Origin of the sequence: Pseudomonas sp. D8002 (assembly GCF_013385695.1) — a bacterium.
Lineage (GTDB): Bacteria > Pseudomonadota > Gammaproteobacteria > Pseudomonadales > Pseudomonadaceae > Aquipseudomonas.
This window is the reverse complement of record NZ_JACAPM010000027.1, coordinates 90,915-116,305: the sequence shown is the minus strand read 5'-3', so window position 1 is coordinate 116,305 and position 25,391 is coordinate 90,915. Positions and strand designations below refer to the sequence as shown.

General features: G+C 59.5%; 20 protein-coding genes and 4 tRNA genes. 9 read left to right on the top strand and 15 right to left on the bottom strand.

Annotated features, from left to right (window positions below; all coding sequences use genetic code 11):
- Window positions 1-448 precede the first annotated feature (448 nt).
- From HX807_RS16550 to HX807_RS16540, 3 genes are all read left to right on the top strand, one after another.
- A complete protein-coding gene (locus tag HX807_RS16550; RefSeq protein WP_003207875.1) occupies window positions 449-1,579 on the top strand; it encodes a carbon-nitrogen hydrolase family protein in 1,131 nt (376 codons plus the stop codon).
- Between the two features lie 4 nt (window positions 1,580-1,583).
- A complete protein-coding gene (locus tag HX807_RS16545; RefSeq protein WP_177050487.1) occupies window positions 1,584-2,618 on the top strand; it encodes an AraC family transcriptional regulator in 1,035 nt (344 codons plus the stop codon).
- Window positions 2,619-2,918: 300 nt separating this feature from the next.
- On the top strand, window positions 2,919-3,938 hold the full coding sequence (locus HX807_RS16540) for a pyruvate dehydrogenase (protein WP_177050485.1): 1,020 nt from the start codon (window positions 2,919-2,921) through the stop codon (window positions 3,936-3,938).
- A gap of 144 nt (window positions 3,939-4,082) precedes the next feature.
- On the opposite strand, the gene HX807_RS16535 is transcribed toward HX807_RS16540, so the two are convergent.
- Window positions 4,083-4,553, bottom strand: a complete 471-nt coding sequence (locus HX807_RS16535; protein ID WP_003207868.1) for a MarR family winged helix-turn-helix transcriptional regulator — start codon at window positions 4,551-4,553, stop codon at window positions 4,083-4,085.
- A gap of 145 nt (window positions 4,554-4,698) precedes the next feature.
- On the opposite strand from HX807_RS16535, the gene aceE reads away from it, so the two are divergent.
- The gene (aceE, locus tag HX807_RS16530; RefSeq protein ID WP_177050484.1) at window positions 4,699-7,368 is read left to right on the top strand and encodes a pyruvate dehydrogenase (acetyl-transferring), homodimeric type; all 2,670 of its coding nucleotides are present in this window, start codon (window positions 4,699-4,701) and stop codon (window positions 7,366-7,368) included.
- On the opposite strand, the gene HX807_RS16525 is transcribed toward aceE, so the two are convergent.
- Window positions 7,369-8,208: a DUF2242 domain-containing protein gene (locus tag HX807_RS16525; RefSeq protein ID WP_003207865.1), complete on the bottom strand. Its 840-nt coding sequence runs from the start codon at window positions 8,206-8,208 to the stop codon at window positions 7,369-7,371.
- Between the two features lie 89 nt (window positions 8,209-8,297).
- Window positions 8,298-9,197: a LysR family transcriptional regulator gene (locus tag HX807_RS16520; RefSeq protein WP_177050482.1), complete on the bottom strand. Its 900-nt coding sequence runs from the start codon at window positions 9,195-9,197 to the stop codon at window positions 8,298-8,300.
- A 127-nt stretch (window positions 9,198-9,324) separates the two neighbouring features.
- Here HX807_RS16520 and HX807_RS16515 point away from each other — a divergent pair, with 127 nt between their 5' ends.
- The gene (locus tag HX807_RS16515) at window positions 9,325-10,503 is read left to right on the top strand and encodes an MFS transporter (RefSeq protein WP_008431952.1); all 1,179 of its coding nucleotides are present in this window, start codon (window positions 9,325-9,327) and stop codon (window positions 10,501-10,503) included.
- Between the two features lie 115 nt (window positions 10,504-10,618).
- Window positions 10,619-11,953, top strand: coding sequence for a Na+/H+ antiporter NhaA (gene nhaA / locus HX807_RS16510; protein ID WP_102605978.1), 1,335 nt, complete (start codon window positions 10,619-10,621; stop codon window positions 11,951-11,953).
- 89 nt (window positions 11,954-12,042) lie between these two features.
- On the opposite strand, the gene HX807_RS16505 is transcribed toward nhaA, so the two are convergent.
- From HX807_RS16505 to HX807_RS16460, 10 genes are all read right to left on the bottom strand, one after another.
- A complete protein-coding gene (locus tag HX807_RS16505; protein ID WP_003207860.1) occupies window positions 12,043-13,917 on the bottom strand; it encodes a SurA N-terminal domain-containing protein in 1,875 nt (624 codons plus the stop codon).
- A gap of 230 nt (window positions 13,918-14,147) precedes the next feature.
- Window positions 14,148-14,420: an HU family DNA-binding protein gene (locus HX807_RS16500; RefSeq protein ID WP_003174819.1), complete on the bottom strand. Its 273-nt coding sequence runs from the start codon at window positions 14,418-14,420 to the stop codon at window positions 14,148-14,150.
- A gap of 146 nt (window positions 14,421-14,566) precedes the next feature.
- Window positions 14,567-16,963, bottom strand: coding sequence for an endopeptidase La (lon, locus tag HX807_RS16495; protein ID WP_003207858.1), 2,397 nt, complete (start codon window positions 16,961-16,963; stop codon window positions 14,567-14,569).
- Window positions 16,964-17,114: 151 nt separating this feature from the next.
- The gene (clpX, locus tag HX807_RS16490) at window positions 17,115-18,398 is read right to left on the bottom strand and encodes an ATP-dependent Clp protease ATP-binding subunit ClpX (protein WP_003207856.1); all 1,284 of its coding nucleotides are present in this window, start codon (window positions 18,396-18,398) and stop codon (window positions 17,115-17,117) included.
- 112 nt (window positions 18,399-18,510) lie between these two features.
- Window positions 18,511-19,146: an ATP-dependent Clp endopeptidase proteolytic subunit ClpP gene (clpP, locus tag HX807_RS16485; protein WP_003174822.1), complete on the bottom strand. Its 636-nt coding sequence runs from the start codon at window positions 19,144-19,146 to the stop codon at window positions 18,511-18,513.
- A gap of 92 nt (window positions 19,147-19,238) precedes the next feature.
- Entirely contained in the window at window positions 19,239-20,549 is a 1,311-nt protein-coding gene (gene tig, locus HX807_RS16480; protein ID WP_003207855.1) for a trigger factor, read from the bottom strand.
- 401 nt (window positions 20,550-20,950) lie between these two features.
- Window positions 20,951-21,026 (bottom strand) — tRNA-His (locus tag HX807_RS16475).
- 82 nt (window positions 21,027-21,108) lie between these two features.
- Window positions 21,109-21,193: transfer RNA gene (locus HX807_RS16470), tRNA-Leu, on the bottom strand.
- A gap of 56 nt (window positions 21,194-21,249) precedes the next feature.
- A tRNA-His gene (locus HX807_RS16465) sits at window positions 21,250-21,325 on the bottom strand.
- 32 nt (window positions 21,326-21,357) lie between these two features.
- Window positions 21,358-21,434, bottom strand: a tRNA-Arg gene (locus HX807_RS16460).
- Window positions 21,435-21,664: 230 nt separating this feature from the next.
- On the opposite strand from HX807_RS16460, the gene folD reads away from it, so the two are divergent.
- Complete coding sequence (gene folD, locus HX807_RS16455; RefSeq protein WP_003207853.1) at window positions 21,665-22,519, top strand: bifunctional methylenetetrahydrofolate dehydrogenase/methenyltetrahydrofolate cyclohydrolase FolD; 855 nt, start codon at window positions 21,665-21,667, stop codon at window positions 22,517-22,519.
- Between the two features lie 208 nt (window positions 22,520-22,727).
- The gene (gene pbpG / locus HX807_RS16450; protein ID WP_003207851.1) at window positions 22,728-23,660 is read left to right on the top strand and encodes a D-alanyl-D-alanine endopeptidase; all 933 of its coding nucleotides are present in this window, start codon (window positions 22,728-22,730) and stop codon (window positions 23,658-23,660) included.
- Window positions 23,661-23,706: 46 nt separating this feature from the next.
- Here pbpG and HX807_RS16445 read toward each other — a convergent pair whose 3' ends face one another.
- Complete coding sequence (locus HX807_RS16445) at window positions 23,707-24,336, bottom strand: peptidase C39 family protein (protein ID WP_050550299.1); 630 nt, start codon at window positions 24,334-24,336, stop codon at window positions 23,707-23,709.
- 263 nt (window positions 24,337-24,599) lie between these two features.
- Between HX807_RS16445 and HX807_RS16440 the strand changes: the two genes are divergently transcribed.
- Window positions 24,600-24,761 carry a hypothetical protein gene (locus HX807_RS16440; RefSeq protein WP_003207847.1) on the top strand — a complete coding sequence of 54 codons (162 nt, stop codon included), beginning with the start codon at window positions 24,600-24,602 and terminating at the stop codon, window positions 24,759-24,761.
- Window positions 24,762-24,765: 4 nt separating this feature from the next.
- On the opposite strand, the gene HX807_RS16435 is transcribed toward HX807_RS16440, so the two are convergent.
- Window positions 24,766-25,176, bottom strand: a complete 411-nt coding sequence (locus tag HX807_RS16435) for a hypothetical protein (protein WP_003207845.1) — start codon at window positions 25,174-25,176, stop codon at window positions 24,766-24,768.
- Between the last annotated feature and the right edge of the window lie 215 nt (window positions 25,177-25,391).

Genomic DNA, 25,391 nt, shown 5'->3' with positions numbered 1-25,391 from the left:
ACATTGATGGGTGCGAAGAGGAAGTTCATGGACTCTTACGCACACATCTTTACTTGTACATACAAGCATATGCAAGGTTGTTGCCAACTCGACGTGTCTTTAAACAGAGAGGCCTGTAAGGCGCTGAAACACTTGAGTTGCGCGGCCAGCCCTCCGCGAGCCCATCGCGCGAATCAACCTTGGCGAGGAACTTGCGCACGGTATTGAGGCACAAAGTAACAATCTGCCAGAAGCTGGTGCGCGCACGAGTAACATCCCACGGCATTGACCCGCGCGCGTGCACCTGTGGTCACAACCCGTTACTGTCGACCCTGGAAGATCCGGCCCGCGGCGAAAACACGCACTCAAGGCTTTTGAGATTTTCGTGCCAAACCACGGTTTTTCGTACCCAGCCCAGAAATTTGAGAGAAAATGCAAACCCAGCACACGGTCCGTTGTCATTTGCCCCATGCGTAAACTTCTTGGCTTCACCCTCATCATGGCCCTGGTCGCCGCCGTTTCCGCCTATCTGGTCTGGACCCAGGAGCGCCCCGTGGGCCATTACCTGTCCGACCTGCGGATCAACCTGGCCGTCGACCAGGGCGTGCCCGCCGACCGCGGCAACCTGTTGGGCATCCAGCCGGAACTGTTTCCCGCCGACTACCAGAGCCTGGAACGCCTGCACCTCAAGCTGGCGGCCTATCTGCAAAACGCCCGTGACCAGGGCCTGATCAACGACAAGACCATCGTGGTACTGCCGGAACATATCGGCACCTGGCTGATGGTCAGCGGCGAAAAGAACGAGCTGTACCAGGCCACCAACCTCAAGGAAGCGATGAACTGGTTGTCGGCGAGCAACCCGCTGCTGTTCCTGCGGGCCTTGATCAGCGCCAAGGGTGACGACCGCATCGACGACGCCTACCTGCGCATGAAGGCCCCGGCCATGGCCCGCGACTATCAAGTGCTGTTCGGTGGCCTGGCCAAGGAATTCGGCGTGACCCTGGTGGCCGGCTCCATTGCCCTGCCCAACCCGAGCGTCAGCCAGGGCCAGCTGCAGATCGGCCATGGCGCGCTGTACAACACCAGTGTGGTCTTCGACCGCGATGGCTTGCCGCTGGGCCAGCCGCAACGCCAGCTGTATCCGATTTTTGACGAGCGCGGCTTTATTGAGCCGGGCGATGAAAACAGCGTCAGCGTGGTCGATACCCCGGCCGGGCGCCTGGGCATCCTGATCGGCAGCGACAGCTGGTACCCGGACAACTACCGCAAGCTCAACGAGCAAGGCGCCCAGTTGGTGGCGGTGCCGGCCTTCGTGATTGGCCGCGAGACCTGGGACAAGCCGTGGCGCGGCTTCAAAAGCGTGTCGACGCCAGCCGAGATCAGCCTCAAGCCCGAAGAGCTCAGCGAAGGCGAAGCCTGGCACCGCCTGACCCTGATCAGCCAGCAACCCATCAGCCAGGCCACCGCCGGCATGAGCGTGTTCCTGCGCGGGCAGTTCTTTGACATGGGCAGCGCCGGGCAAAGCTTCCTCAGCAGCAACGGCCAGGTGTTCGCCGACGGCAATGCCCGTGGCGCGCGCCTGCTGAACGTGTGGCTGTAACTCAATGAAGCCGGTGCGGCTTGGGGATTTGTCGGTGGGCTTCGTCCACACCTTGGCCGATGCGATCCACAGCCATGGCCTGGACCCGCAACCGTTGCTGCTGCAATACGGCCTTGACCCGGCACGCCTGGCCGAGGCGGGTGCACGCTTGTCGATCCCGCGCTATATGCGCCTGGGCTTTGCGGCCATCCAGTTGACCGGCGACGCCAGCCTGGGCCTGCGCATGGGCCAGCTCAGCCGCCTGAGCCAGGCCGGGCTCGCCGGGGTCACCGCCGCCCAGGCGCCCACCGTGCGCGAAGCCGCCCGTACCCTGACGCGCTTCGAAGCCTTGTACGGCTCCAACTATCGCGGCCAGTCGAGCTTTCACGAGGATGCGGACGGTGCGTGGCTGCGCTTCTACTCCATCAGCCCGTACAACGCCTATAACCGCTTTGTGGTGGACTCGATCATCGCCGGCTGGCTGCATCAGTTGTCGAGTCTGAGTGCGCAACCGGTGCAGGCGCAGCGGATCGAAATCGAGTTCCAGACCCCCGACTACAGCGAGCGCTACAGCGTGCTTGGGGACTGCCCGATCCAGTTTGGCGCCGAGCACAATCAGTTGCGCCTTAGCCAGCAAACCCTGGCCCTGCGCAACCCGGAACACTGCCCGAGTACCTGGCAATTACTGGTGCAGTTGTGCGAACGGGAACTGGAGCAGTTGACGCGCACCCGCAGCCTGCGCGAGCGCATTACCCGCTTGCTCGGGCCGATGCTCAATGGTGGCCGGGAACCCGACCTGGAAGAAGTGGCGTCACGCTTGAAACTGCCGACCTGGACCCTGCGGCGCAAGCTGGCGGAAGAAGGGACTCAGTTCCGGGCGATTCTCAACGACACTCGCCGCGACCTGGCCATGACCTACATTCGCGATACCGAACTGGCGTTCGGTGAAATTGCCTATTTGCTCGGTTTTGCTTCAGCGGAAGCCTTTCAACGGGCGTTCAAGCGCTGGAACAGCCAGACCCCAGGGGAATTTCGCCGCAGTCAGCGGCATTCCGCCTGACGTCTGTCTTACAGCTCGGTGGCATCATCGGCCGGATCCAGCGGATCCAGTTCAAAGGCGTGGTACTCGAGCAATTCTTCCTGGTAATCGTCCATGGTTGACTCCTTGTTTTATGAAAAGGGGTTGCTTAGTGACCTGCACAACCAGCCTAAAGTGCCGTCATGACGAAAAAATGTCCGTGGCATGACGTTCCTGCACTTCAGGATTAAACGTAGCAGGATTGCCTTGATTTAGCCGGATGAATTTTAGATGCAACTGCAATCATTGCAATTGCAATCGTAAGCCGAATTCCTTTAGGGTATGGGCACCCGTTGCCAAGCGACCCTGCTCATGACTGCCAGCACCGAACGCTCTGCCCTGATCTGCATCGACGCCCTGAATGCAACGCAGCAGCCCCGCTGCTCGCCCCTGTATAGCGTAATGACCATGGCCAACACCCTGGAGTCCAGCCGGCAGGCGTGGGTGATTCGCGGCCAGTCGCGCTCACGCCGAGTGGTGAGCTGGCCCACCTGGTTCGCGCGCAATACCGGGGAAAAACCCATGCTGTACCTGCACACGGCCGCGTCATCGGCGCAGTTGCGCGCGCTGTCCGGCGAGACCCGTCAGCGGGGCATCCTGTGCAACGACAATGCAACCCAGCCCTCCCCTTCACTGCCCTTATGGCTGGCCAGCAATCCTCACTGCACACCTTATGACCCGGCCTCCGGCGAGGAAGCCCGGGCGATTGTGCTGGCGGGTTTGCAGGCGCTGTATGTCGACGGCGAGCCGGGGTTCTACTACCTGGCACTGCACGATCAACACGAAGGGCCAGGGCTGAGCCCGCAGGATAGTGACCATGCGCTCAGGGGCATGTACCGGGTCCGGCGCTCATACACCAGTGAATTGAGGGTGCGGTTGCTGGGTGCGGGTCGAGCATTTGAAGAAGTCGTGCACGCCGCGCAGTTGCTCGAGACGGATTGGAACGTCGAGGCGCAACTGTGGAGTTGCCCCAGCTATACACGGCTGGCCCGCGAAGCGGATGCAGCGCAACGCTGGAACCGCCTGCACCCGTTGGAACCGAAGCGCAGTTGTCATCTAAGGGATTGCCTGGCTGGGGATGGCGCGCCGGTGGTCGCAGTCACCGGGTATCCGCAGCCTATCGTTGACCAGTTGGCAGGGCATGTGGATGCGCGTTTTGTAGCATTGGGTGCGGGCTCCGTGGAAACGTCAGCACCCAGTCGATATTGGGTAGCGGTGCTGGCATTGAAGGCGTTGGCGGATGACGGCTGGATCGAAGCAGAACAGGTGGAGACCGCCCTGAATCGATATCACCTGAAATGACGATCTGCAATCCATCGCAGATCAAATGTGGGAGCGGGCTTGCTCGCGAAGACGGTGTGCCTGTTGATATTACTGTTGCTGACACACCGCTTTCGCAAGCAAGCCCGCTCCCACACGGAATCCGCGTCGCCTGGAATATTTGCTTCAGGTCTTACGCCGCCCGCGGGTCTGCACGCCCGCCTCCATCGCCAGCCCCGCGGTACGTTCCAATGCCTCGGCAAAAACCCGGCGTTGCTCGCTGTCGAGCTGCGACAAAAACAATTCATCCACGCTGCTTTCGTAGATTTTCCACATCTTTTTACGCAATACCCGGCCCGCGTCGGTGATCGAGACAAAGGCAGCACGCCCGTCACCGTCGGAGCGCGAACGCACCACCAGGCCGTCCTTTTCCAGGCGGTCGACCAGGCGCGTCAGGTTGTAGCGTTCGATGGCCAGCACATCGGCCAATTCGTGCATGCGCCGGGTGCCATCGGGGCCACTTTCCAGGCCCCACAAAGCGTCGTACCAGGCATACGGCGGCAGACCGGCATCGGCCAGGCGCCGTTCGATTTCACGGATGACCGTCCTGTGGGCCCGAACAAAACGGAACCAGACATCAGGCTCTTTCGACGACATGCAACACCATCCGGGGAATTTCAAGAAGGTTGCAATAGTAGCTCATCCCGCGCTAGATTCAGCCATGTAGTTGCAATTGCAACTACATTCGCAAAGCTCCCACAAGGAGCCCACACGCTGAAACCCGTCCACCCTGGAGCCTGACATGACCCCGAACACTGCAGTACGCCTCGACGACGATCCACAGGAAACCCGCGAATGGCTGGAGTCCATCGAATCGGTGCTGTCCACCGAAGGCCGCCCGCGCGCGCATTACCTGATTGATCAGTTGCTGGATTTCGACGTGGCGCGGCATGGCGACTTCTACGGGCGGGTGACCACGCCGTACGTCAACACCATCCCGGTAGACCGCCAGCTGCCCTACCCCGGCAACTTGGCCACCGAGCGCCGGCTGAATGCGTTTATTCGCTGGAACGCCATGGCCATGGTGCTGCGCGCGGGCAAACATTCCGGCGTGGGCGGGCATATCGCAACCTATGCGTCGGCTGCGGTGCTGTATGACGTAGGCTTCGACCATTTCTTCCGTGGCCGAACTGAAAGCTTCGATGGCGACCTGGTGTACATCCAGGGCCATTCCGCGCCGGGCATTTACGGGCGGGCGTACCTCGAAGGCCGGATCAGCGAAGCGCAGCTGGACAACTTCCGCCGGGAAGCCGGTGGCGACGGTTTGTCATCCTATCCGCACCCTCGCCTGATGCCGGACTTCTGGCAGTTTCCTACGGTTTCCATGGGCCTCGGACCGATTACCGCCGCGTATCAGGCGCGCTTCATGCGCTACCTGGAGTTCCGCGACCTCAAGCAGCACCAGGGCCGCAAGGTGTGGGCGTTCCTCGGTGATGGCGAGATGGATCAGCCGGAATCCCTGGCAGCCATTTCCCTGGCCGGGCGCGAGAAGCTCGACAACCTGATCTTCGTGGTCAACTGCAACCTGCAACGCCTGGATGGGCCGGTGCGCGGCAATGCCAAGGTGATCCAGGAATTCGAAAGCCTGTACCGCGCCGCCGGCTGGAACGTGATCAAGGTAATCTGGGGCGGCGGTTGGGATGCGCTGCTGGAAAAGGATAAAAGCGGCTTGCTGCGCCAGCGCATGATGGAGTGCGTGGACGGCGACTATCAAAACTACAAATCACAAAACGGCGCCTACGTGCGGGAACACTTCTTCGGCAAATACCCGGAGTTGCTGGCGCTGGTGGCAGACATGTCCGACGACGACATCTGGAAACTCTCACGGGGCGGCCATGACCCGGACAAGGTCTACAACGCCTATGCCGCCGCCGTGCGTCACAGCGGCCAGCCGACGGTGATCCTGGCGAAAACCGTCAAGGGCTTCGGCATGGGCGAGGCCGGCGAAGGCCAGAACATCAACCACCAGCTGAAAAAGATGGGCGCTGAAGCCGTCAAAGCCTTCCGCGATCGCTTCGGGCTGGAAGTGGCCGACGACCAACTGGCTGAAATCCCGTATCTCAAACCGGCCGCTGACAGCGAAGAGGCCCGCTATTTCGCCGCCCGCCGCCAGTCACTGGGTGGCTACGTGCCGGCTCGCCATAGCGCGGTCGAGTCGCTGAAGATCCCGGAACTGGATGCCTTCGCCACCCAGCTCAAGGACACCGGCGAGCGCGCGATCTCCACCACCATGGCCTTTGTGCGCATCCTCGGCACCCTGCTCAAGGATCCGAACCTGGGCAAACTGATCGTGCCCATCGTGCCAGACGAGTCCCGCACCTTTGGCATGGAAAGCCTGTTCCGCCAGATCGGCATTCACTCCGCTGTCGGCCAGCTCTACACCCCACAGGATGCGGGCCAGCTGTCCTACTACAAAGAGAGCAAGGACGGACAGATCATGCAGGAAGGCCTGAATGAATCCGGCGCCATTTCCTCGTGGATCGCAGCGAGTACGTCCTACGCCAACCACGGCTTGATGACCGTGCCGTTCTACATTTTCTATTCGATGTTCGGCTTCCAGCGGGTTGGCGACCTGGCCTGGGCCGCGGGCGATGCACGGGCGCGGGGCTTCCTGCTGGGGGCGACGGCCGGGCGCACCACGCTGATGGGCGAAGGCCTGCAGCATGACGATGGCCACAGCCATGTGCTGTCGTCGGTGATCCCGTGCTGCATTTCCTACGATCCGACGTTTGCCTTCGAGCTGGCGGTGATCATTCGCGAAGGCATGCGCCGGATGTACGTCGAGCAAGAGGACATCTACTACTACATCACCCTGCTCAACGAAAACTACCCGCACCCGGCGATGCCCGAAGGCGTCGAGGACGGGATTCTCAAGGGCATGTATCGGTTGAAGGCGGCTGAAGACACCAAGCAACCACGGGTACAGCTGATGGGCAGCGGTTCGATCCTGCGGGAAGTCATCGCCGCCGCGGACCTGCTGCGCGATGATTTTGCCGTGGCCAGCGATGTGTGGAGTGTCACCAGCCTGACCGAGCTGCGCCGGGAAGGTCATGCCGTGGAGCGTTGGAACCTGCTGCATCCTGAAAGCGAACCGCGTACCAGCTATGTCGAGCAGTGCCTTGAGGGCCAGCCTGGGCCCGTGGTGGTCGCCACCGACTACATGAAAATCTTTGCCGATCAGATTCGCCCGTTTGTACCGGGCCGGCGCTTAGTGGCGCTGGGCACCGATGGCTTCGGGCAATCGGATACCCGCGAAACCTTGCGCCAGTTCTTCGAGGTGGACCGGTATTTCATTGCCCTGGCGGCCTTGAAGGCGCTGGCGGATGACGGCCTGATCAGCCGCGCCAGGGTGGCGGAGGCGATCAGCCGTTACGGGATCAACGTCGACAAGGCCAACCCCGTAGCGGTGTAGTTACTGCGCAGGCGTCGGCAGAGGCGGAATCGCTTCGGTCGGCGCCGGCAGCGCAGGAGTGGTGGCCTCTGGCGCAGGTGCCGGGGCTTCCTTTGGTGCAATCGGCGCAGGTTCCGCCGGTGGTACCACCGGCTCCGATGCCGCTGGCACTACCGCCGGCGTCACTGGGGCTGCCGGTGTGGCCGGCGCTTCTTTTGGCACTTCTTTCGGCGCTTCAACCTTATCGGCCTTATCGGCCGCCGGAGCTGCCTTAGGTTCCGGGATGCCCAGGTCAGCCTTGGGCTTCTCTGGAATATGCGCTGCCTTTTTCACTTCCTGGGGCAGGAAAACGTCCACCAGGGCGAAATAACGCTCATAAAATTTCGGCGCAGACACCGTCTCGCTGGCCACCTTGACCATGGAGTCGTCGGTGGAGCCAATCGGCATCGACACCGAACCCAACACACCCACACCGAGGCTGGCGGAGTTGTTGACCTTCTTCAAGGCGTAGCGATCCTGCAAGGCGTTGGCGAACATCGTCGAGTGATGATTGCCGCTGCCATCGTCGGCACACACCACGTTGAAGCTGATCTGCAGGTGAGTTTCGCCGGTCTGCTGGAAGCTCTTGTTACCCGCCACCAGCTTTGGATCGCTGCTGGTGATGATGTAACCCTGGCTCAACAGCGCACGCCGCGCCGCTTCGCAGGCCGCCGTGTCACTGACCGGGTAATCACGGGAAAACGTGCCGGAGTCGTCGAAGTTCTCATGTTCATAAATAGCGGTCTTGGGTGACGAGCAGCCCGCAGCGCCCGCCAGCACCAGCGCCAACCCGAGGCTACGCAAGTGAAATGATGTCGACATCGAAAATCCTGAGGAAAACAGTCAGGGCGGTATTGTGCAACAGAACGTGGCCTCGGCGCGCGAATTCCTGTCGGTAAAACGTCACAGCCTTACGGGACGGTGTCCGCAGGAAAAAGCCGCTCGCCCATATGGTCGATAAACACGCGCAATTTCGCCGAGGCATGGCGACTTGATGGCCAGAGCATCCAGAAGCTGCCGCTGTGCTCCAGGTAATAGTCCAGCACCCGTTGCAGCCGGCCCTGCTCCACCGATTCGCGGACCATGAAGTCTGGCAGGCAGGCAATCCCCAGGCCTTCATGGGCCACGTGCATCAGTGATTCGATGGTGGTGGAGACCAGCGGCGCACGCAGGGTCGGCTCCGGCAGGCCCGACTCCGGGCGCAGTGGCCAGGTTTCCAGCTTGCCGGTGGCGCAGAATTTGTGGCGCAGGCAGGCGTGGTCGCTCAAATCCCGGGGCTGGCGCGGCGTACCGTGCAGGCGCAGGTACTCCGGGGACGCCACCAGCACCAGGCGGTAATACCCGAGGTGGCGCGCCATCAAGCGTGAGTCCTCGGGTTTGCCGGTGCGGATCACCGCGTCGAAACCCTCCTCGATCACATCCACCATGCGGTCGGAGAAGTCCACGTCCAACTCGATCTCGGGATAGGCGCGCATGAAATCCGTCAGTACCGGCATCAACAAGCCGCGCACTTGCGGCAGGCTGACGCGCAACTTGCCTCTGGGGGTGGCGGATGCCTGGCTCAGTTCCTGTTCTGCGGCTTCGACTTCCGCCAGGATGCGCCGGGAGCGTTCGAGAAACAGCGCGCCCTCGCTGGTCAACGTGATACTGCGGGTGCTGCGATGGAACAGCCGCACCCCCAGGCGCTCTTCGATGCGCGCGATGCTTTTGCCAATCGCCGAGGACGACACCCCCAGCATGCGCCCGGCCTCGGTAAAGCTGCGGGTTTCGGCCACCTGCACAAACACTGAAATACTGCCCAGGCTGTCCATCGTCTCGCTCCCGAGGATTGCGGACATTGGCGTCCGATAAGTTCGGAACCTTAGCCTGTTTTTCTCCACCGTGCAGCACCCTACTCTGGCTCCCTGCCCTTTCGTCTGAAAACCGGAGCCAAAAAACATGAGCGACAGCGCCCTATCTTCCACGACCCCCACGGTGAGCCGTGAACGACTGCCTCTGGGCGGCCTGTTGGCATTAGCTACCGCCGGCTTCATCACCATCCTCACCGAAGCCATGCCGGCAGGCTTGCTCCCGCAAATGGGCGCCGGCCTCGGGGTGTCCGAAGCGTTGGTGGGCCAGTTGGTGACCCTGTACGCCCTGGGCTCGCTGTTGGCCGCGATTCCCCTGACCATCGCCACCCGGGGCTGGCGCCGGCGGCCATTGCTGATGATTGCCATCGGCGGGTTTGCCTTGGTCAACAGTGTGACGGCGTTTTCCAGCGATTACCTGCTGACCCTGGTGGCCAGGTTCTTCGCCGGGGTGTTCGCGGGATTGCTCTGGGCGCTGCTGGCCGGTTATGCCAGCCGCATGGTTGCGCCTCACCTGCAAGGCAGGGCCATTGCCGTGGCCATGCTCGGCGCGCCATTGGCGCTGTCACTGGGTGTACCGGCCGGGACATTCCTGGGCACCACGGTTGGCTGGCGCCTGAGCTTCGCGATCATGTCCGGCCTGACGGTTGTGCTGCTGGCCTGGGTGCGCTGGCAGGTCCCGGACTTTGCCGGGCAACAGGCGGAAAAACGCCTGGGGCTGCGCCAGGTGCTGGCACTGCCAGGGATTCGTCCGGTGCTGTTTGTGACTTTCACCTACGTGCTGGCTCATAACATTCTCTACACCTATATCGCGCCGTTCCTGGTACCTGCCGGGATTGCAGCGGACATCGACCAGGTGCTGCTGGTGTTTGGTCTGGCGGCGCTGCTGGGTATCTGGATCGTCGGCGCGCTGATTGATCAGCGGCTGCGCGCCTTATTGGTAATCAGCTGCGCAATGTTCGCGCTGTCGGCCCTGGCGCTGGCGTTCTGGATCACCTCGGCGACGGTGATCTACACCACGGTGGCCTTATGGGGGCTGGCGTTTGGCGGTTTGCCGGCATTGCTGCAAACGGCGCTGGCCAAGTCGGCCGGGGATTCAGCCGATGCCGCACAGTCGATGCTGGTGACGGTGTGGAACCTGGGCATCGCCGGTGGCGGACTACTCGGCGGCATGTTGTTGCAAGGGTGGGGAGTGACATCGTTTCCATGGGCGGTCGCCGCGTTGGTCGTACTGGCACTGATCGCGACGCTGCGTTTAACCGATGTTTAAACGAAACGTGACGTGATGTTTCTTAACTCTTATGATCGCACCGGGTGCGCTGCTGCATACGGCACAGCGCAGGTTAAAGGATAAGCATTGGTCGGGCCGCCAATGGAGACTTGTCGTGCCTGATAAACACCCTGCTATTCCGCGCCCCCAGGTTCTGGTCGAAGGCGCCCTGTCCGCATTGGAGCGGTTTTCAAGGATCGAAGCAGTCAGCGGTATCGTGTTGCTGCTGGCAGCGATCGTCGCGCTGGTCTGGGCCAACAGCCCCGTCGCAGATTCCTACGAACACTTCTGGAACACCCCACTCACTATCGGACTGGGAGACTTCACGGTCTCGCGCTCGTTGCACTTCCTGGTGAACGATGGGCTGATGACCATCTTCTTCCTGGTGGTGGGCGCCGAGATTCGCCAGGAGATCAGGGACGGCGCACTCGCCAACCTGAAACTGGCCACCCTGCCCCTCGGCGCTGCGCTGGGTGGCGTGCTGATGCCGGCACTGATTTACACCCTGCTCAACCATGGCACCGTAGCGGCCAGTGGCTGGGCAGTGCCCACTGCCACCGACATTGCATTTGCCGTGGGTGTGCTGGCGCTGTTGGGTAAATCCATCCCCGCCGGCGTGCGCATCCTGCTGCTGGCGCTGGCGATCATTGATGACATCGTCGCCATCCTGATCATCGCGATTTTCTATACCGCCAGCCTGGACTACATGGGCCTGGTGATCGCGGCCTGCGGGCTGGCGCTGGTGCTGATTTTTCAGCGGATGGGCATTGGCAAGGCGGTGGTGTACCTGTTGCCGGGGGCGATTGTCTGGTTTGGGCTGCTCAAGACCGGCGTGCATCCTACGCTTGCCGGCGTGGTGCTGGGCCTGATGACGCCTGTCACTCCAAGACCCACTCGGGAACGCCCCCTGGACACCATCGGGCGCACGTTCAACGAGCTGATGGAGCGGCTTTCACAATCGGCTGAAAGCGCGCACCAGGTCGCCAAACCACTGAAGCAGTTGCGACAGGCCCAGCGGGAAATGCTGCCGCCGGTGCAGCGCATCCAGGCGGGACTGCACCCGTGGGTGGCCTTTGGCGTCATGCCACTGTTTGCCCTGGCCAACGCCGGAGTGAGCCTGCAAGGGTTCAACCTGGACGATCCACTGCCCCACGGCGTGTTCATGGGGGTCATCCTGGCCCTGGTGCTCGGCAAGCCGCTCGGTGTGATGCTGGCGAGCGTGGTGCTGGTCAAACTGAACATCTGCCAATTGCCGGAGGGCGTGACCTGGAACGGCGTCGCCCTGGTGGGCCTGCTGGCGGGGATTGGTTTTACCATGTCGATTTTCATCTCGTCGCTGGCCTTCTCCGATCCGACGCTGCTGTCGGCTGCCAAGCTGAGTGTGCTGAGCGCTTCGACCCTGGCGGCTGTGATTGGCCTGAGTTGGGGCAAGCTCAAGTTTGCGCGTTGAATCAAGACTGGTTGAGTCAGCTGATTAGTGGATAAAAAAAGACCCCGGCCTCTTCAGGCCGGGGTCTTTTTATTCAGGCTGTTACGAGATCAGAACTTCTTGATCTCAGCCTTGGTTTCCAACTGCTTGCGATAGGCGGCGAAGTCTTGCTGGCCGACACGGGACGCGAGGAAGCGGCGGTACTGAGCCTTCTCGTCATCGGTCGGTGCAGCGGCTTCATTGACCGCGTTCAAGCGTACGATCACCAGGCTACCGTCTGGCAGGGTCACGCTGGTGAAGGTCGGCTTGTCCTTGGCCGCAGGCTTTGGCATGCGGAACAGGGCTTGCAGCACGGCTGGCTCGACGCCTTCCTGGCCACGGGTGGCCGCTTCGGTGACTTTCCAGGCCTGGCCATCCACCGGCTGGTTCAGCGGTGTCTTGCCATCACGCAGGTTGGCAATCAGCTCGTCCGCGTGAGTCTTCGCCGCAGCGCTCGCGCGCTCCTTGGTCAACTGGGCACGGATGGCAGTGGCAACGCTTTCCAGCGGCAGCTGGGTAGGCTTCAGGTGCTCTTTGGCACGCAGCACCACGATGGTTTCCGGATCCAGCTCGATGGCGGTGCTGTTGGCACCTTCATCCAGTACTTCAGGGCTGAATGCAGCGGTCACAACGGCACGGTTGGCAGCAATGCCTTCGCCACCTTCACGGCCAAACGGCGCGGAGGTGTGCACGGTCAGCTTCAGGTCCGACGCCGGCTGGGCCAGGTCGGAAGCTTCGAATGCAGCGTCTTCCAGTTGCTTGGTCGCGTCGACGAAACGCTGTTCAACCTGCTGGGTCTTGAGCTCGCGGGTCAGCTTGTCTTTCAGGCTGGCGAACGATGGCACTTCTGGTGCTTCAACACCCAACAGCTTGATCAGGTGCCAGCCGAAGCTGGAACGCACCGGTGCCGAGACCTGGTCCTTGTTCAGCGCATACAGCGCTGTTTCGAAGGCAGGGTCGTAGACGCCAGGGCCAGCGAAACCGAGGTCACCGCCGTTGTTCGCAGAACCCGGATCCTGGGAGAACTCCTTGGCCAGGGCTTCGAACTTCTCGCCCTTGGCCAGGCGCGCCTGGATTTCTTCGATCTTGGCCTTGGCCTGCTCGTCAGTGGTCTTGTCGTTGACTTCAATCAGGATGTGCGCCGCGCGACGCTGTTCAGCGAGGTTGGCGGTTTCTTTCTGATAGAGGGCTTGCAGCTCATCGTCCTTGACCGCGACCTGGTCGAAGAAGGAAGCCTTCTTCAGCTCCAGATAGTCGATGACCACCTGGTCCGGGGTCATGAACTCCTTGGCGTGCTGGTCGTAGTAAGCCTTGACCTCGTCGTCAGTGATCTTCACTGCTGCAGGGTCGGCCTTGACGCTGACGGTGGCGAAATCGCGGGTCTGTTTTTCCAGACGGGCGAACGCGAGCACTTCGGCATCAGTCACAAAACCGCTGCCGGCAATACCAGCACGAACCTGGCCGATCAGCATTTCCTGGCTCAGCATCTGACGGAATTGCATACGGCTGTAGCCCAGCTGACGGATCACCTGGTCGAAACGCTCAGCGTTGAACTGGCCATCCACCTGGAATTCCGGCGTCTGCAGGATCACTTGATCCAGCGCAGCTTCGGAGAAAGCGAATTTCGAATCGGCCGCGCCTTGCAGCAGCAGCTTGCGATCGATCAGGCCCTTGAGGGCGGCGTCGCGCAGCAGCTTTTCGTCCAGCAAGGAAGCATCGAAGTCCTTGCCCAGCTGTTGCATCAGCTGGCGACGTTGCATGTCGACGGCCTGGCCCAGTTCGCTTTGGGTGATTTCTTCACCGTTGACCTTGGCCACGTCCTGCTTGTTGTTGGTCGAAGCTTGAAAAATAGCCTCGATACCGGTGAACGCCATCAATGCGACGATGATCCCGATAATGGTCTTGGCAATCCAGCCTTGTGAATTGTCCCTGATATTCTGCAGCATGCGTCCCCCAGAAACGGTTGAACTTCAAAATTAGGCAACCGTGGAGCGTGGGTAGAGTCCGGATAGAAGAAAGGCGCATCCGAGGATGCGCCTTCTCGTAACTGGCGGAGCGGACGGGGGTTTGAACCCACACCCCCGGCGTGGCGACCCGATGGATACTCGGGTCAGCTGCCGCTCCGCTGCCAGGTCAGACCTGCGTCCGACCCGGATGGGTAAGGCTTGAGCGAAGCTTAGTTAACGGCTTCTTTCAGGGCTTTACCGGCTTTGAAACCTGGTTTTTTGGCAGCGGCGATTTGCAGAGCCTTGCCAGTCTGTGGGTTACGGCCAGTGCGAGCTGGACGATCGGTCACAGAGAAAGTACCGAAACCAACCAGTACCACAGAGTCGCCGGCCTTGAGAGCGCCAGTGACGGATTCGATTACTGCGTCCAGCGCACGGCCAGCAGCGGCTTTCGGGATATCAGCAGATGCAGCGATAGCATCAATCAGTTCCGACTTGTTCACTCTAAGTCCCCTTATATCTATTGAGTATGATTCTAAGTTTTTTGGTGAAAGCAAAAACCAGTGCTGAATGGCCTACAGACACTTAAGAGCCGCTTTATAACAAGGGCTCTAAAAAGCTGTCAAGGAAGCCCCCAGGCTTAAACGTATTAATGCGTGCTAATTCTTTCCTTAGAGTCAGTCTCGCGTTTTTCATCCTTTGCAACTATCTCAGGAGCCACATCCGGCAAGGGCTCCGGCGCGTATTGCAGCGCAATTTGCAGGACCTCGTCAATCCATTTAACCGGTTTAATCTGCAGATCCTGCTTGATGTTGTCAGGAATCTCCTTCAAGTCGCGAACATTCTCTTCAGGAATGATCACAGTCTTGATACCACCGCGGTGTGCAGCCAGCAATTTCTCTTTGAGGCCACCAATGGCCAGTACCTGGCCACGCAGGGTGATTTCCCCGGTCATGGCGACATCGGCGCGCACCGGAATGCCGGTCAGGGCTGATACCAGTGCCGTGCACATGCCTACGCCTGCGCTAGGACCGTCTTTCGGCGTTGCCCCTTCCGGCATGTGGATGTGGGTGTCGTGCTTCTCGTGGAAGTCCAGGGGGATCCCCAGGCTCTTGGCGCGGCTGCGCACCACGGTCTGCGCGGCGGTGATGGATTCAACCATCACGTCACCCAGGGAACCGGTCTTGATCAGTTGCCCTTTGCCCGGGATTACGGCGGCCTCGATGGTCAGCAATTCGCCGCCCACCTGGGTCCACGCCAGGCCAGTGACCTGGCCTACCTGGTCCTGCTGCTCAGCCAGGCCGTAGCGGAATTTGCGCACGCCCAGGAAGTGTTCCAGCAGGTCAGCGGTGACCTTCACCGAGAAGCGTTTTTCCAGCGCATGTTCCTTCACGGCCTTGCGGCAGATCTTCGCCAGTTGACGCTCAAGGCCCCGTACACCGGCCTCGCGGGTGTAGAAACGAATGATGTCGCGGATCGCGTCGGCATCAAATTCGATCTCGCCTTTTTTCAGGCCGTTGGCCGCAATCTGCTTGGGCGAGAGGTATTTGACGGCGATGTTGATCTTCTCGTCTTCGGTGTAACCCGGCAGACGAATCACCTCCATCCGGTCCAGCAAGGCTGGCGGAATATTCATCGAGTTGGAGGTGCACAGGAACATTACGTCGGACAGGTCGTAGTCGACTTCCAGGTAATGGTCGTTGAAATTGTGGTTCTGCTCGGGGTCGAGCACTTCCAGCAAAGCAGACGCCGGGTCGCCACGCATGTCGCTGCCCATCTTGTCGATTTCATCGAGCAGGAACAGCGGGTTGCGCACACCCACCTTTGTCATCTTTTGAATCAATCTTCCTGGCATCGAACCGATATAAGTCCGGCGATGACCACGGATTTCCGCTTCATCACGCACACCGCCCAGGGCCATGCGCACGAATTTGCGGTTGGTGGCGTGGGCAATCGACTCCGCCAGCGAGGTTTTACCCACACCAGGAGGACCGACCAGGCACAACACCGGACCACGAATCTTCTTCACGCGCTTTTGCACGGCGAGGTATTCGAGGATGCGCTCCTTGACTTCTTCGAGGCCGTAGTGATCGGCATCGAGAATATCTTCGGCGCGGGCCAGGTCCAGGCGCACCTTGGTCTGGGCCTTCCACGGCACCTGCACCAGCCAGTCGATATACGAACGAACCACGGTGGCTTCGGCCGACATCGGCGACATTTGCTTGAGCTTGTTCAGCTCGGCAGTGGCCTTGGTCAACGCGTCTTTCGGCAGGCCGGCGGCATCGATGCGCTTTTTCAGCTCCTCGATTTCGTTGTGGCCTTCCTCGCTGTCGCCCAGCTCTTTCTGAATGGCCTTCATCTGCTCATTCAGGTAGTACTCGCGCTGGCTGCGCTCCATTTGCTTTTTGACACGGCCGCGAATGCGCTTCTCAACCTGCAGCAGGTCGATTTCGGCATCCAGCAGCGCCAGGACGTGTTCGACCCGGGCCGACAAATCGATGATCTCGAGAATGTCCTGCTTCTGCTCGATTTTCAGCGCCATGTGCGCGGCCATGGTGTCGACCAGGCGGCTTGGCTCATCAATGCTGTTGAGGGAAGAGAGGACTTCTGCGGGGACTTTCTTGCCCAGTTGCACGTATTGCTCGAACTGGGACAGCAGGCTGCGAACGAACACTTCGGATTCGCGCTCAGGGGCGTCGACTTCGTCGATCAGCGCCACTTCGGCACGCAGGTGGCCGTCCACTTCCATGAAGCGCTCGACCGCACCGCGCTGCTCGCCTTCCACCAGCACCTTGACGGTGCCATCAGGCAGCTTGAGCAGTTGCAGGACAGTTGCAACGGTACCAACGCGATACAGGGCATCTTCGCCCGGATCATCGTCAGCAGGATTTCTCTGGGCCAGCAGCAGAATCTGCTTGTCGCCCGTCATCGCGGCCTCGAGGGCTTCGATAGACTTCTCGCGCCCCACGAACAGCGGGATAACCATGTGCGGATAGACGACGACATCACGCAACGGCAGGAGAGGCAATTCGATGGTTGTCTTCATGATTTCGCCTCTATGACAGATGAAAGTAAGCTTGAAACCAAGATGGGGGCTGCCTGCAAAAAAAACAAGCGTAATGGCATCAGTTAAACGCAGTAAAAACAAAGGGGCCCCTTAAGGCCCCTTTATTTTGTACAGCTCGGCAGTGCAACGCTTACGCGTCTGGCGCAGCCTTGGCAGCCGGCTCACTGTTTTCGTAGATATACAGTGGCTTGGACTTGCCTTCTATAACGCTTTCGTCGATCACCACTTTACTCACCTCGGACTGCGAGGGGATTTCGTACATGGTGTCGAGCAGTACGCCTTCGAGGATCGAGCGCAAACCACGGGCGCCGGTCTTGCGCTCCAGTGCCCGCTTGGCCACCGATTTGAGCGCGTCAGCACGGAACTCGAGGTCCACACCTTCCATCTCGAACAGCTTGGCGTATTGCTTGGTCAGGGCGTTTTTCGGCTCGGTGAGGATCTGCATCAACGCAGCCTCATCCAGCTCGTCCAGCGTCGCCAGGACCGGCAGACGGCCAACGAATTCCGGGATCAGACCGAACTTGACCAAATCGTCAGGCTCGACTTCACGCAGGGATTCACCAACTTTCTTGCCTTCTTCCTTGCTGCGTACTTCTGCACTGAAGCCAATGCCGCCACGGGTGGAACGGTTTTGAATAACCTTTTCCAGGCCGGAGAACGCACCGCCACAGATGAACAGGATGTTGCGCGTATCAACCTGAAGGAATTCCTGCTGCGGGTGCTTGCGGCCGCCTTGTGGCGGTACGGAAGCAACCGTGCCTTCGATCAGTTTCAACAGCGCTTGCTGCACGCCTTCACCGGAAACGTCCCGGGTGATCGACGGGTTGTCGGATTTGCGCGAAATCTTGTCGATTTCATCGATGTAGACAATGCCCATCTGGGCCTTCTCCACGTCGTAGTCGCATTTCTGCAGCAGCTTCTGAATGATGTTCTCGACGTCTTCACCTACGTAACCGGCCTCGGTAAGAGTGGTTGCGTCGGCGATGGTGAAGGGAACGTTCAGCAGGCGAGCCAGGGTCTCTGCAAGCAGGGTTTTACCCGAGCCTGTAGGGCCGATCAGCAAGATGTTGCTTTTGCCGAGCTCGACGTCGTCACTTTTCTTGTCACGCTGGTTCAGACGCTTGTAGTGGTTGTACACCGCTACGGCCAGAACCTTCTTTGCACGCTCTTGACCAATCACATACTGATCAAGGATGCCGCTGATTTCTTTAGGCGAAGGCAATTTATGCGCGCTGCTTTCGGCCTGGGCTTCCTGCACCTCCTCACGGATGATGTCATTGCACAGGTCGACGCACTCGTCGCAGATAAAGACCGAGGGGCCGGCAATCAACTTGCGTACTTCATGCTGGCTTTTGCCACAGAAGGAGCAATAGAGCAGCTTGCCGTTGTCCTCGCCGTTGCGGGTGTCAGTCATTCGTTCGATCCAAATCCGATAGGCTTGCAACACAAGATGAAGGCTATTGAGGGCTTTTTCAAGTCCACTGGTGGTCGGAACTGCCGACCAGCCCTATTTTGAGCTGCTTATATTAAGCGGGGCGCTTTTCGATCACTGCGTCGATCAACCCGTATTCACGAGCCGCTTCGGCGCTCATGAAATTGTCACGGTTGGTGTCGCGCTCGATCTCTTCCAGGGTATGCCCGCTATGTTTGGCCATCAGCGTGTTGAGACGCTCACGAATGAAGAGGATTTCCTTGGCATGGATTTCGATGTCCGATGCCTGGCCCTGGAAACCGCCCAGTGGCTGGTGAATCATCACGCGTGAGTTCGGCAGGCAGTAACGCTTGCCCTCAGCACCAGCGGTCAGCAGGAAAGCACCCATGCTGCACGCCTGACCGATACAGGTGGTCGATACGTTCGGCTTGATGAACTGCATGGTGTCGTAGATCGACATGCCCGCTGTCACCGAACCGCCCGGGGAGTTGATGTAGAGATGGATGTCCTTGTCCGGATTTTCCGCTTCAAGGAACAGCAGCTGCGCACAAATCAGGTTGGCCATGTAGTCCTCTACCGGACCAACCAGAAAGATCACTCGCTCCTTGAGCAGGCGCGAGTAGATGTCATAGGCGCGTTCGCCACGAGCAGATTGCTCGACAACCATCGGGACCAGGCCGCCAGCGGCCTGGATATCAGAGTTCTGCTGAATATACGAATTACGGAACATGCTCTGCAGTTACTCCCAAATAGTCATGTCTTGAATACGCATAAGCCAGCGCGAGGCTGGCTTATGGGTGTATTTTCAAACGAGTTGAGCGATCAGTCGGCTTGTGCTGCTTCAGCCGGCTTGACTGCTTCTTCGTAAGAGACCGCTTTATCGGTCACCTTAGCCTTCTGCAGAACAGTATCCACAACTTGCTCTTCCAGCACAACCGAACGCACTTCGTTCAGCTGCTGGTCGTTCTTGTAGTACCAGGACACAACAGCCTCAGGCTCCTGGTAGGCCGAAGCCATTTCCTGGATCATTTCGCGAACGCGGGTTTCGTCAGGCTTGAGGTCGAATTGCTTGACCACTTCAGCCACGATCAGACCCAGTACAACGCGGCGCTTGGCCTGTTCTTCGAACAGTTCGGCCGGCAGTTGGTCAGGCTTGATGTTGCCGCCGAACTGCTGAACAGCCTGCACGCGCAGACGATCAACTTCGTTGGACAGCAGGGCCTTCGGCACTTCGATCGGGTTGGCAGCCAGCAGACCGTCCATCACCTGGTTCTTGACCTTGGATTTGATCGCCTGGCGCAGTTCACGCTCCATGTTCTTGCGAACTTCGGTGCGGAAACCTTCGATGCCGGTTTCCTTGATGCCGAACTGGTTGAAGAACTCTTCGTTCAGTTCTGGCAGCTTGGGCTCGGAAACGGTGTTGACGGTCACGGTGAACTCGGCGGTTTTGCCAGCCAGGTCCAGGTTCTGATAGTCAGCCGGGAAAGTCAGGTTCAGAACGCGCTCTTCGCCGGCTTTGGCGCCAACCAGGCCGTCTTCGAAACCAGGAATCATGCGGTTGGAACCCAGCACCAACTGAGTACCCTTGGCGGAGCCGCCAGCGAATGCTTCGCCGTCAACCTTGCCTACGAAATCGATGTTCAGCTGGTCTTCGTTCTGGGCAGCACGATCGGCCACTTCAAAACGGGTGTTCTGCTTGCGCAGGATTTCCAGCATGTTGTCCAGGTCGGAGTCAGCAACATCAGCGCTCAGGCGTTCGATGGCGATCGAATCGAAACCGGCAACTTCGAACTCAGGGAACACTTCGAAGATTGCAACGTATTCCAGATCCTTGCCTGCTTCCAGGGACTTGGGCTCGATGGAAGGCGAGCCAGCCGGGTTCAGCTTCTGCTCGACAACGGCTTCGTAGAAGGAAGCCTGGATCACGTCACCTACAGCTTCCTGACGTGCATCAGCACCGAAGCGGCGCTTGATTTCGCTCATTGGCACTTTGCCTGGACGGAAACCAGCGATCTTGGCCTTTTGGGCAGTCTGCTGCAGACGCTTGTTGACCTGGGTCTCGATGCGCTCGGCCGGCACGGTGATGCTCATGCGGCGCTCAAGAGCAGAAGTATTTTCAACAGAAACTTGCATGGATATTCCTCGTTGCACAGACGTTAGCTGGCCGTTTCCGACCCCAGAATCAAGGGCATGCATTCTAGTGGGTCAAACTCAAGAAGTCACCCTACTGAAAACGGGTAAAAAAACAGCAGGCAATTTATAGGTGCGAATGCACGAGTGCAGCTCGCCCCGGTGGCAAATACATCCCATCATGCCAGGGCTCTGCGCCAACCCTTCTATATATAGAAGCGGTTGCCAATCATCTCCCTGACAACCGACCCTGCGGACAAGGCCGGCAAGCAGTGCGGCATCATCGCGAAACATAAATACGACGAAACGCCCTGCCCTGCAGCCCAACACCTGCGACTGCGTTGAAACTCAAACCGCTGAAACAAAAAAGGCGCCAGACTATTAATCTGGCGCCTTTCGAAATATGGGGTGGACGAAGGGGATCGAACCCTCGACAACGGGAGTCACAATCCCGTGCTCTACCAACTGAGCTACGCCCACCATATTGCGTGACCAAAAAGCCCGTCAAAAAGGCTATTTGTTGAGCTTCGCGCCGACCCGCAGGCCTTCACGAAACTTTATTTGGTGCGGATGAAGAGACTCGAACTCTTACACCTTGCGGCGCTGGAACCTAAATCCAGTGTGTCTACCAATTCCACCACATCCGCGCTTGAAGCTTTTAAAGCAAAGGCGCCAGACTATTAATCTGGCGCCTTTTTAAATATGGGGTGGACGAAGGGGATCGAACCCTCGACAACGGGAGTCACAATCCCGTGCTCTACCAACTGAGCTACGCCCACCATATTGCGCTACTTGTGCCAAAGCTGCCTAATGGCGCACCCGGCAGGACTCGAACCTGCGACCATCCGCTTAGAAGGCGGATGCTCTATCCAGCTGAGCTACGGGCGCCTTATTAATCTGTACTCTTGGAGGATTACAAACTAACCAGTGCTAGGCTGTGCCCGACAAGTGCGACGAATAGTATAGATGGACCCGAAACCCGTCAAATCCTTTTTATAAAAAATTCATTTTATTTAAGGGGTTAGGGGAATTTGCAGACCAAGCGCCTTTGCCCTCACGCCATGGCATGCGAGAATGCGCGCACTTTTCTTCCCCCTCTCGATGGTTAATCACGCGTAATGACTGCACAACTTATCGACGGCAAATCAATCGCCGCCAGCCTGCGCCAGCAGATCGCCAAACGAGTCGCCGAGCGCAGCCAACAAGGCCTGCGCACGCCGGGCCTCGCGGTGATCCTGGTCGGCAGCGATCCTGCCTCTCAGGTTTATGTCTCGCACAAGCGTAAAGACTGTGAAGAGGTCGGCTTTATTTCCAAAGCCTACGACTTGGCTGAAGACACCACCCAACAGGCCCTCACCGACCTGATCGACAGCCTCAACGACGATCCGGCCATCGACGGCATCCTGCTGCAACTGCCATTGCCCGAGCATCTGGACGCGTCGAAATTGCTCGAACGCATCCGCCCGGACAAGGACGTCGACGGTTTCCACCCTTATAACGTCGGCCGCCTGGCCCAGCGTATCCCGCTGCTGCGCCCGTGCACCCCGAAGGGCATCATGACCCTGCTGGAAAGCACCGGCGTCGATCTGTATGGCCTGGATGCCGTCGTCGTCGGCGCCTCGAACATCGTCGGTCGCCCGATGGCCATGGAACTGCTGCTGGCCGGCTGCACCGTGACCGTGACTCATCGCTTCACCAAGGACCTGGCCGGCCACGTTGGCCGCGCCGACCTGGTGGTCGTCGCCGCCGGCAAGCCGGGCCTGGTCAAGGGTGAGTGGATCAAGGAGGGCGCCATCGTCATCGACGTGGGCATCAACCGCCAGGACGATGGCAAGCTCGTGGGCGACGTGGTGTACGAAACCGCCCTGCCCCGTGCCGGCTGGATCACCCCGGTACCCGGTGGTGTCGGCCCGATGACCCGTGCCTGCCTGCTGGAAAACACCCTGTACGCCGCCGAAACCCTGCACGTCTAATAACCAGCCGTTCTGAAAGAGCCCTGCCTTATCGCAGGGCTTTTTATTGGCCGAAAAAAAGTAGTTTTTTCTTTGTTTTTAAGGGGTTTCATCTGTTTTCAGAAGAACATTCGACAGTTTCTGATCCATACTCCTAAAATGTAACGGCATTTATCAGAAAGTCCGTGCAGAACGGTATATCCCTACTTTTTTTAGCGAGTTCATCCGCGTGAAAATTCATCTTTCCATTGTCAGCCTATTTTTTGCATTGACAGGCACCTTCGCGAGCGCAAGCGAAACCACCACCGCTCCCCGCGACATGTCCACCCTGCACATCGCCTCCGGCAGTGCGATGGTGGTAGACCTGCAGACCAACAAAGTCATCTATGCCAGCAACCCGGATGTCATCGTGCCGATCGCCTCGGTGAGCAAACTGATGACCGGCCTGATCGTGCTGGAAGCCAAGCAGAACATGGATGAATACATCGACATCAACATCAAGGACACGCCAGAGATGAAAGGCGTGTTCTCCCGGGTCAAGATCGGCAGCGAGATGCCGCGCAAGGAGATGTTGCTGATTGCCCTGATGTCCTCGGAAAACCGCGCCGCCGCCAGCCTGGCCCACCACTACCCGGGCGGCTACCCGGCCTTCATCGCAGCGATGAACGCCAAGGCCAAGGCACTGGGCATGACCAGTACCCATTATGTGGAACCTACCGGCCTGTCGATCCATAACGTGTCCACCGCCCGCGACCTGAGCAAGCTGCTGGCCGCCGCACGCAAGTACCCGATGCTCAGCCAGTTGAGCACCACCAAGGAAAAGACCGTCTCGTTCCGCAAACCCAACTACACCCTGGGTTTCTCCAACACTGACCACCTGATCAACCGCGCCAACTGGGACATCAAGCTGACCAAGACCGGCTTTACCAACCAGGCCGGCCATTGCCTGGTACTGGTGACCAGCATGGGTAATCGCCCGGTGTCGCTGGTGATCCTCGATGCCTTCGGCAAATTCACCCACTTTGCCGATGCCGGGCGCATCCGCAGCTGGGTCGAAACCGGCAAGAGCGGCTCGGTGCCAGACGTCGCATTGCGCTACAAGGCTGACAAAAACCTGAAGAACCGCCCACGGGCGAATGTTCAGGTCACCGAATCCCGCTGATCCGTAAATAGCGACATAAAAAACGGCGCCCTTGAGCGCCGTTTTTTTATTTCGCCTGACTGGCCAGTGCCTTGACTGCTTGGGCCGCCGCCTGTTCCTGGCCCGCCTGCGCGGTGGCGCTGGCAGCCTGCTGCCAGCGCTGGGCGTCGACCTTGACCGGCAACTGGGTGGGCCGCTGAATCAGTACCGCCCACTTGCCGCCGTCTTTCCACGCCGACTCAAACGCGCTGAAATCCATCGGCATGCGCCGCGCCAAGCCTGAACGCAGCAGCACCATGCTCTTCTGCTTGTTGTAACCCACCACCACGACATACCGCGGACCGGCCCAGAAGGTCGAGCCCTGGGTGATACGCGCCATCACCGGGTACCCGGCCGCGACCTGTGCCAGCAGCGCCGGCAGCTGATCTTCCAGCGGGTACACCAACATCCCGTATTCACGGGCCAGCACCTGCATGTTGCGTTCAAGGTCCGCTTCAGCGCCCGGCAAATGCAGTGGCTTATCCAATAGCCCCGGTGTAATCACAATGCCTTGTTGAGACAGCATGCTGGCAAGAGCGGCTGGGCCACCGAGGTAAGTCTCACCGCGAAACGCCGGCACGCCCTTGAGCTCGACACTCTCCGGCAGCCCCGGGATGCTCGTGGGTTTTGGATGCGAGGAACAGGCCGCCAGCCCCATGAAACAGGCGGCGACCCACCAGGAGGTTTTAATGTTCGAGGGAAACCGCAACTTCTTCACTCACTTGATCAACGGTCGACGTGGGCCCTGATCATAGGACGCTCCGGGGCGCGGGTATAGCCTTGCAGCGCAGTAAAAGGCCGGCGATAGAGCAAACAAGTTGGACGCACACGACCATTGGTCAATAGCAGGCAACCTGCGGATAGCTAGACTGTCCATTGAGAAGACAGTGTGTGCCCGGCACCGGGCGAAAGGAGGCACTTATGAGCCTGACAACAACGATTCTGCTTTTGATCTGTGGCTGGCTGGCCGTCGCCGCCGCCATGCTGTGGGGCGTGATGCGCGTGACCCGCCGGCACCATCACCCACACGTAAAACCCGCAGCACCCGGCAAGCTGCACAAACCCGCCGGGCACCACGCCTGACGCCTTAGCCAGGCATGCAACTGAAGTCTTCGGTCTGCGCCAATTCCTTGCCGTGGCTATCCTTCAACTCGGCACGCACCGTCGTACCCAGGCTGGATTCCACCAGGGTGTAATGCTCGCCGGCCTTGAAGTTGCCGTAGGTCACATGCCCGCGACAATCCTGCTGGTTATCATCCCCCGCCTCTTCTTCAAACAAGGTGACGTCCAGGCGATGCGCGCCGGGTTTCACTTCGAAGTAGCGGCCATCATTAATGTTTTTACCGTCTACCCGCTCGGCCATCAGGTCGTTGGGTGCCTCCTCTTGCAAGCCGATCCAGGCTTCGCTCGGGTCCGCCTTCGGCATCGGGCCGGCACACGCCGACAACAACAGGACCGCACTCAAGGCCGGGATCAACAACAAGGGTTTAAGCGACATGGCAGAACTCCAAATGGATAAAGAGTGAACAGGCGAAACAGCTCCCGTTCGATCGGTATCCAGCTTGTTACTGTCACCATTGTTGAACAAATGAATACATATGAAAGGATCTTCAGCCGTTAACTAAATCTTCCTTCACCTGGCTGAAAGGTGCGTGTTAGGTGGGTCCGTCAAGACTGCGAGCGTTTGCAATCCAACTCCTTTGGAGGTTACGG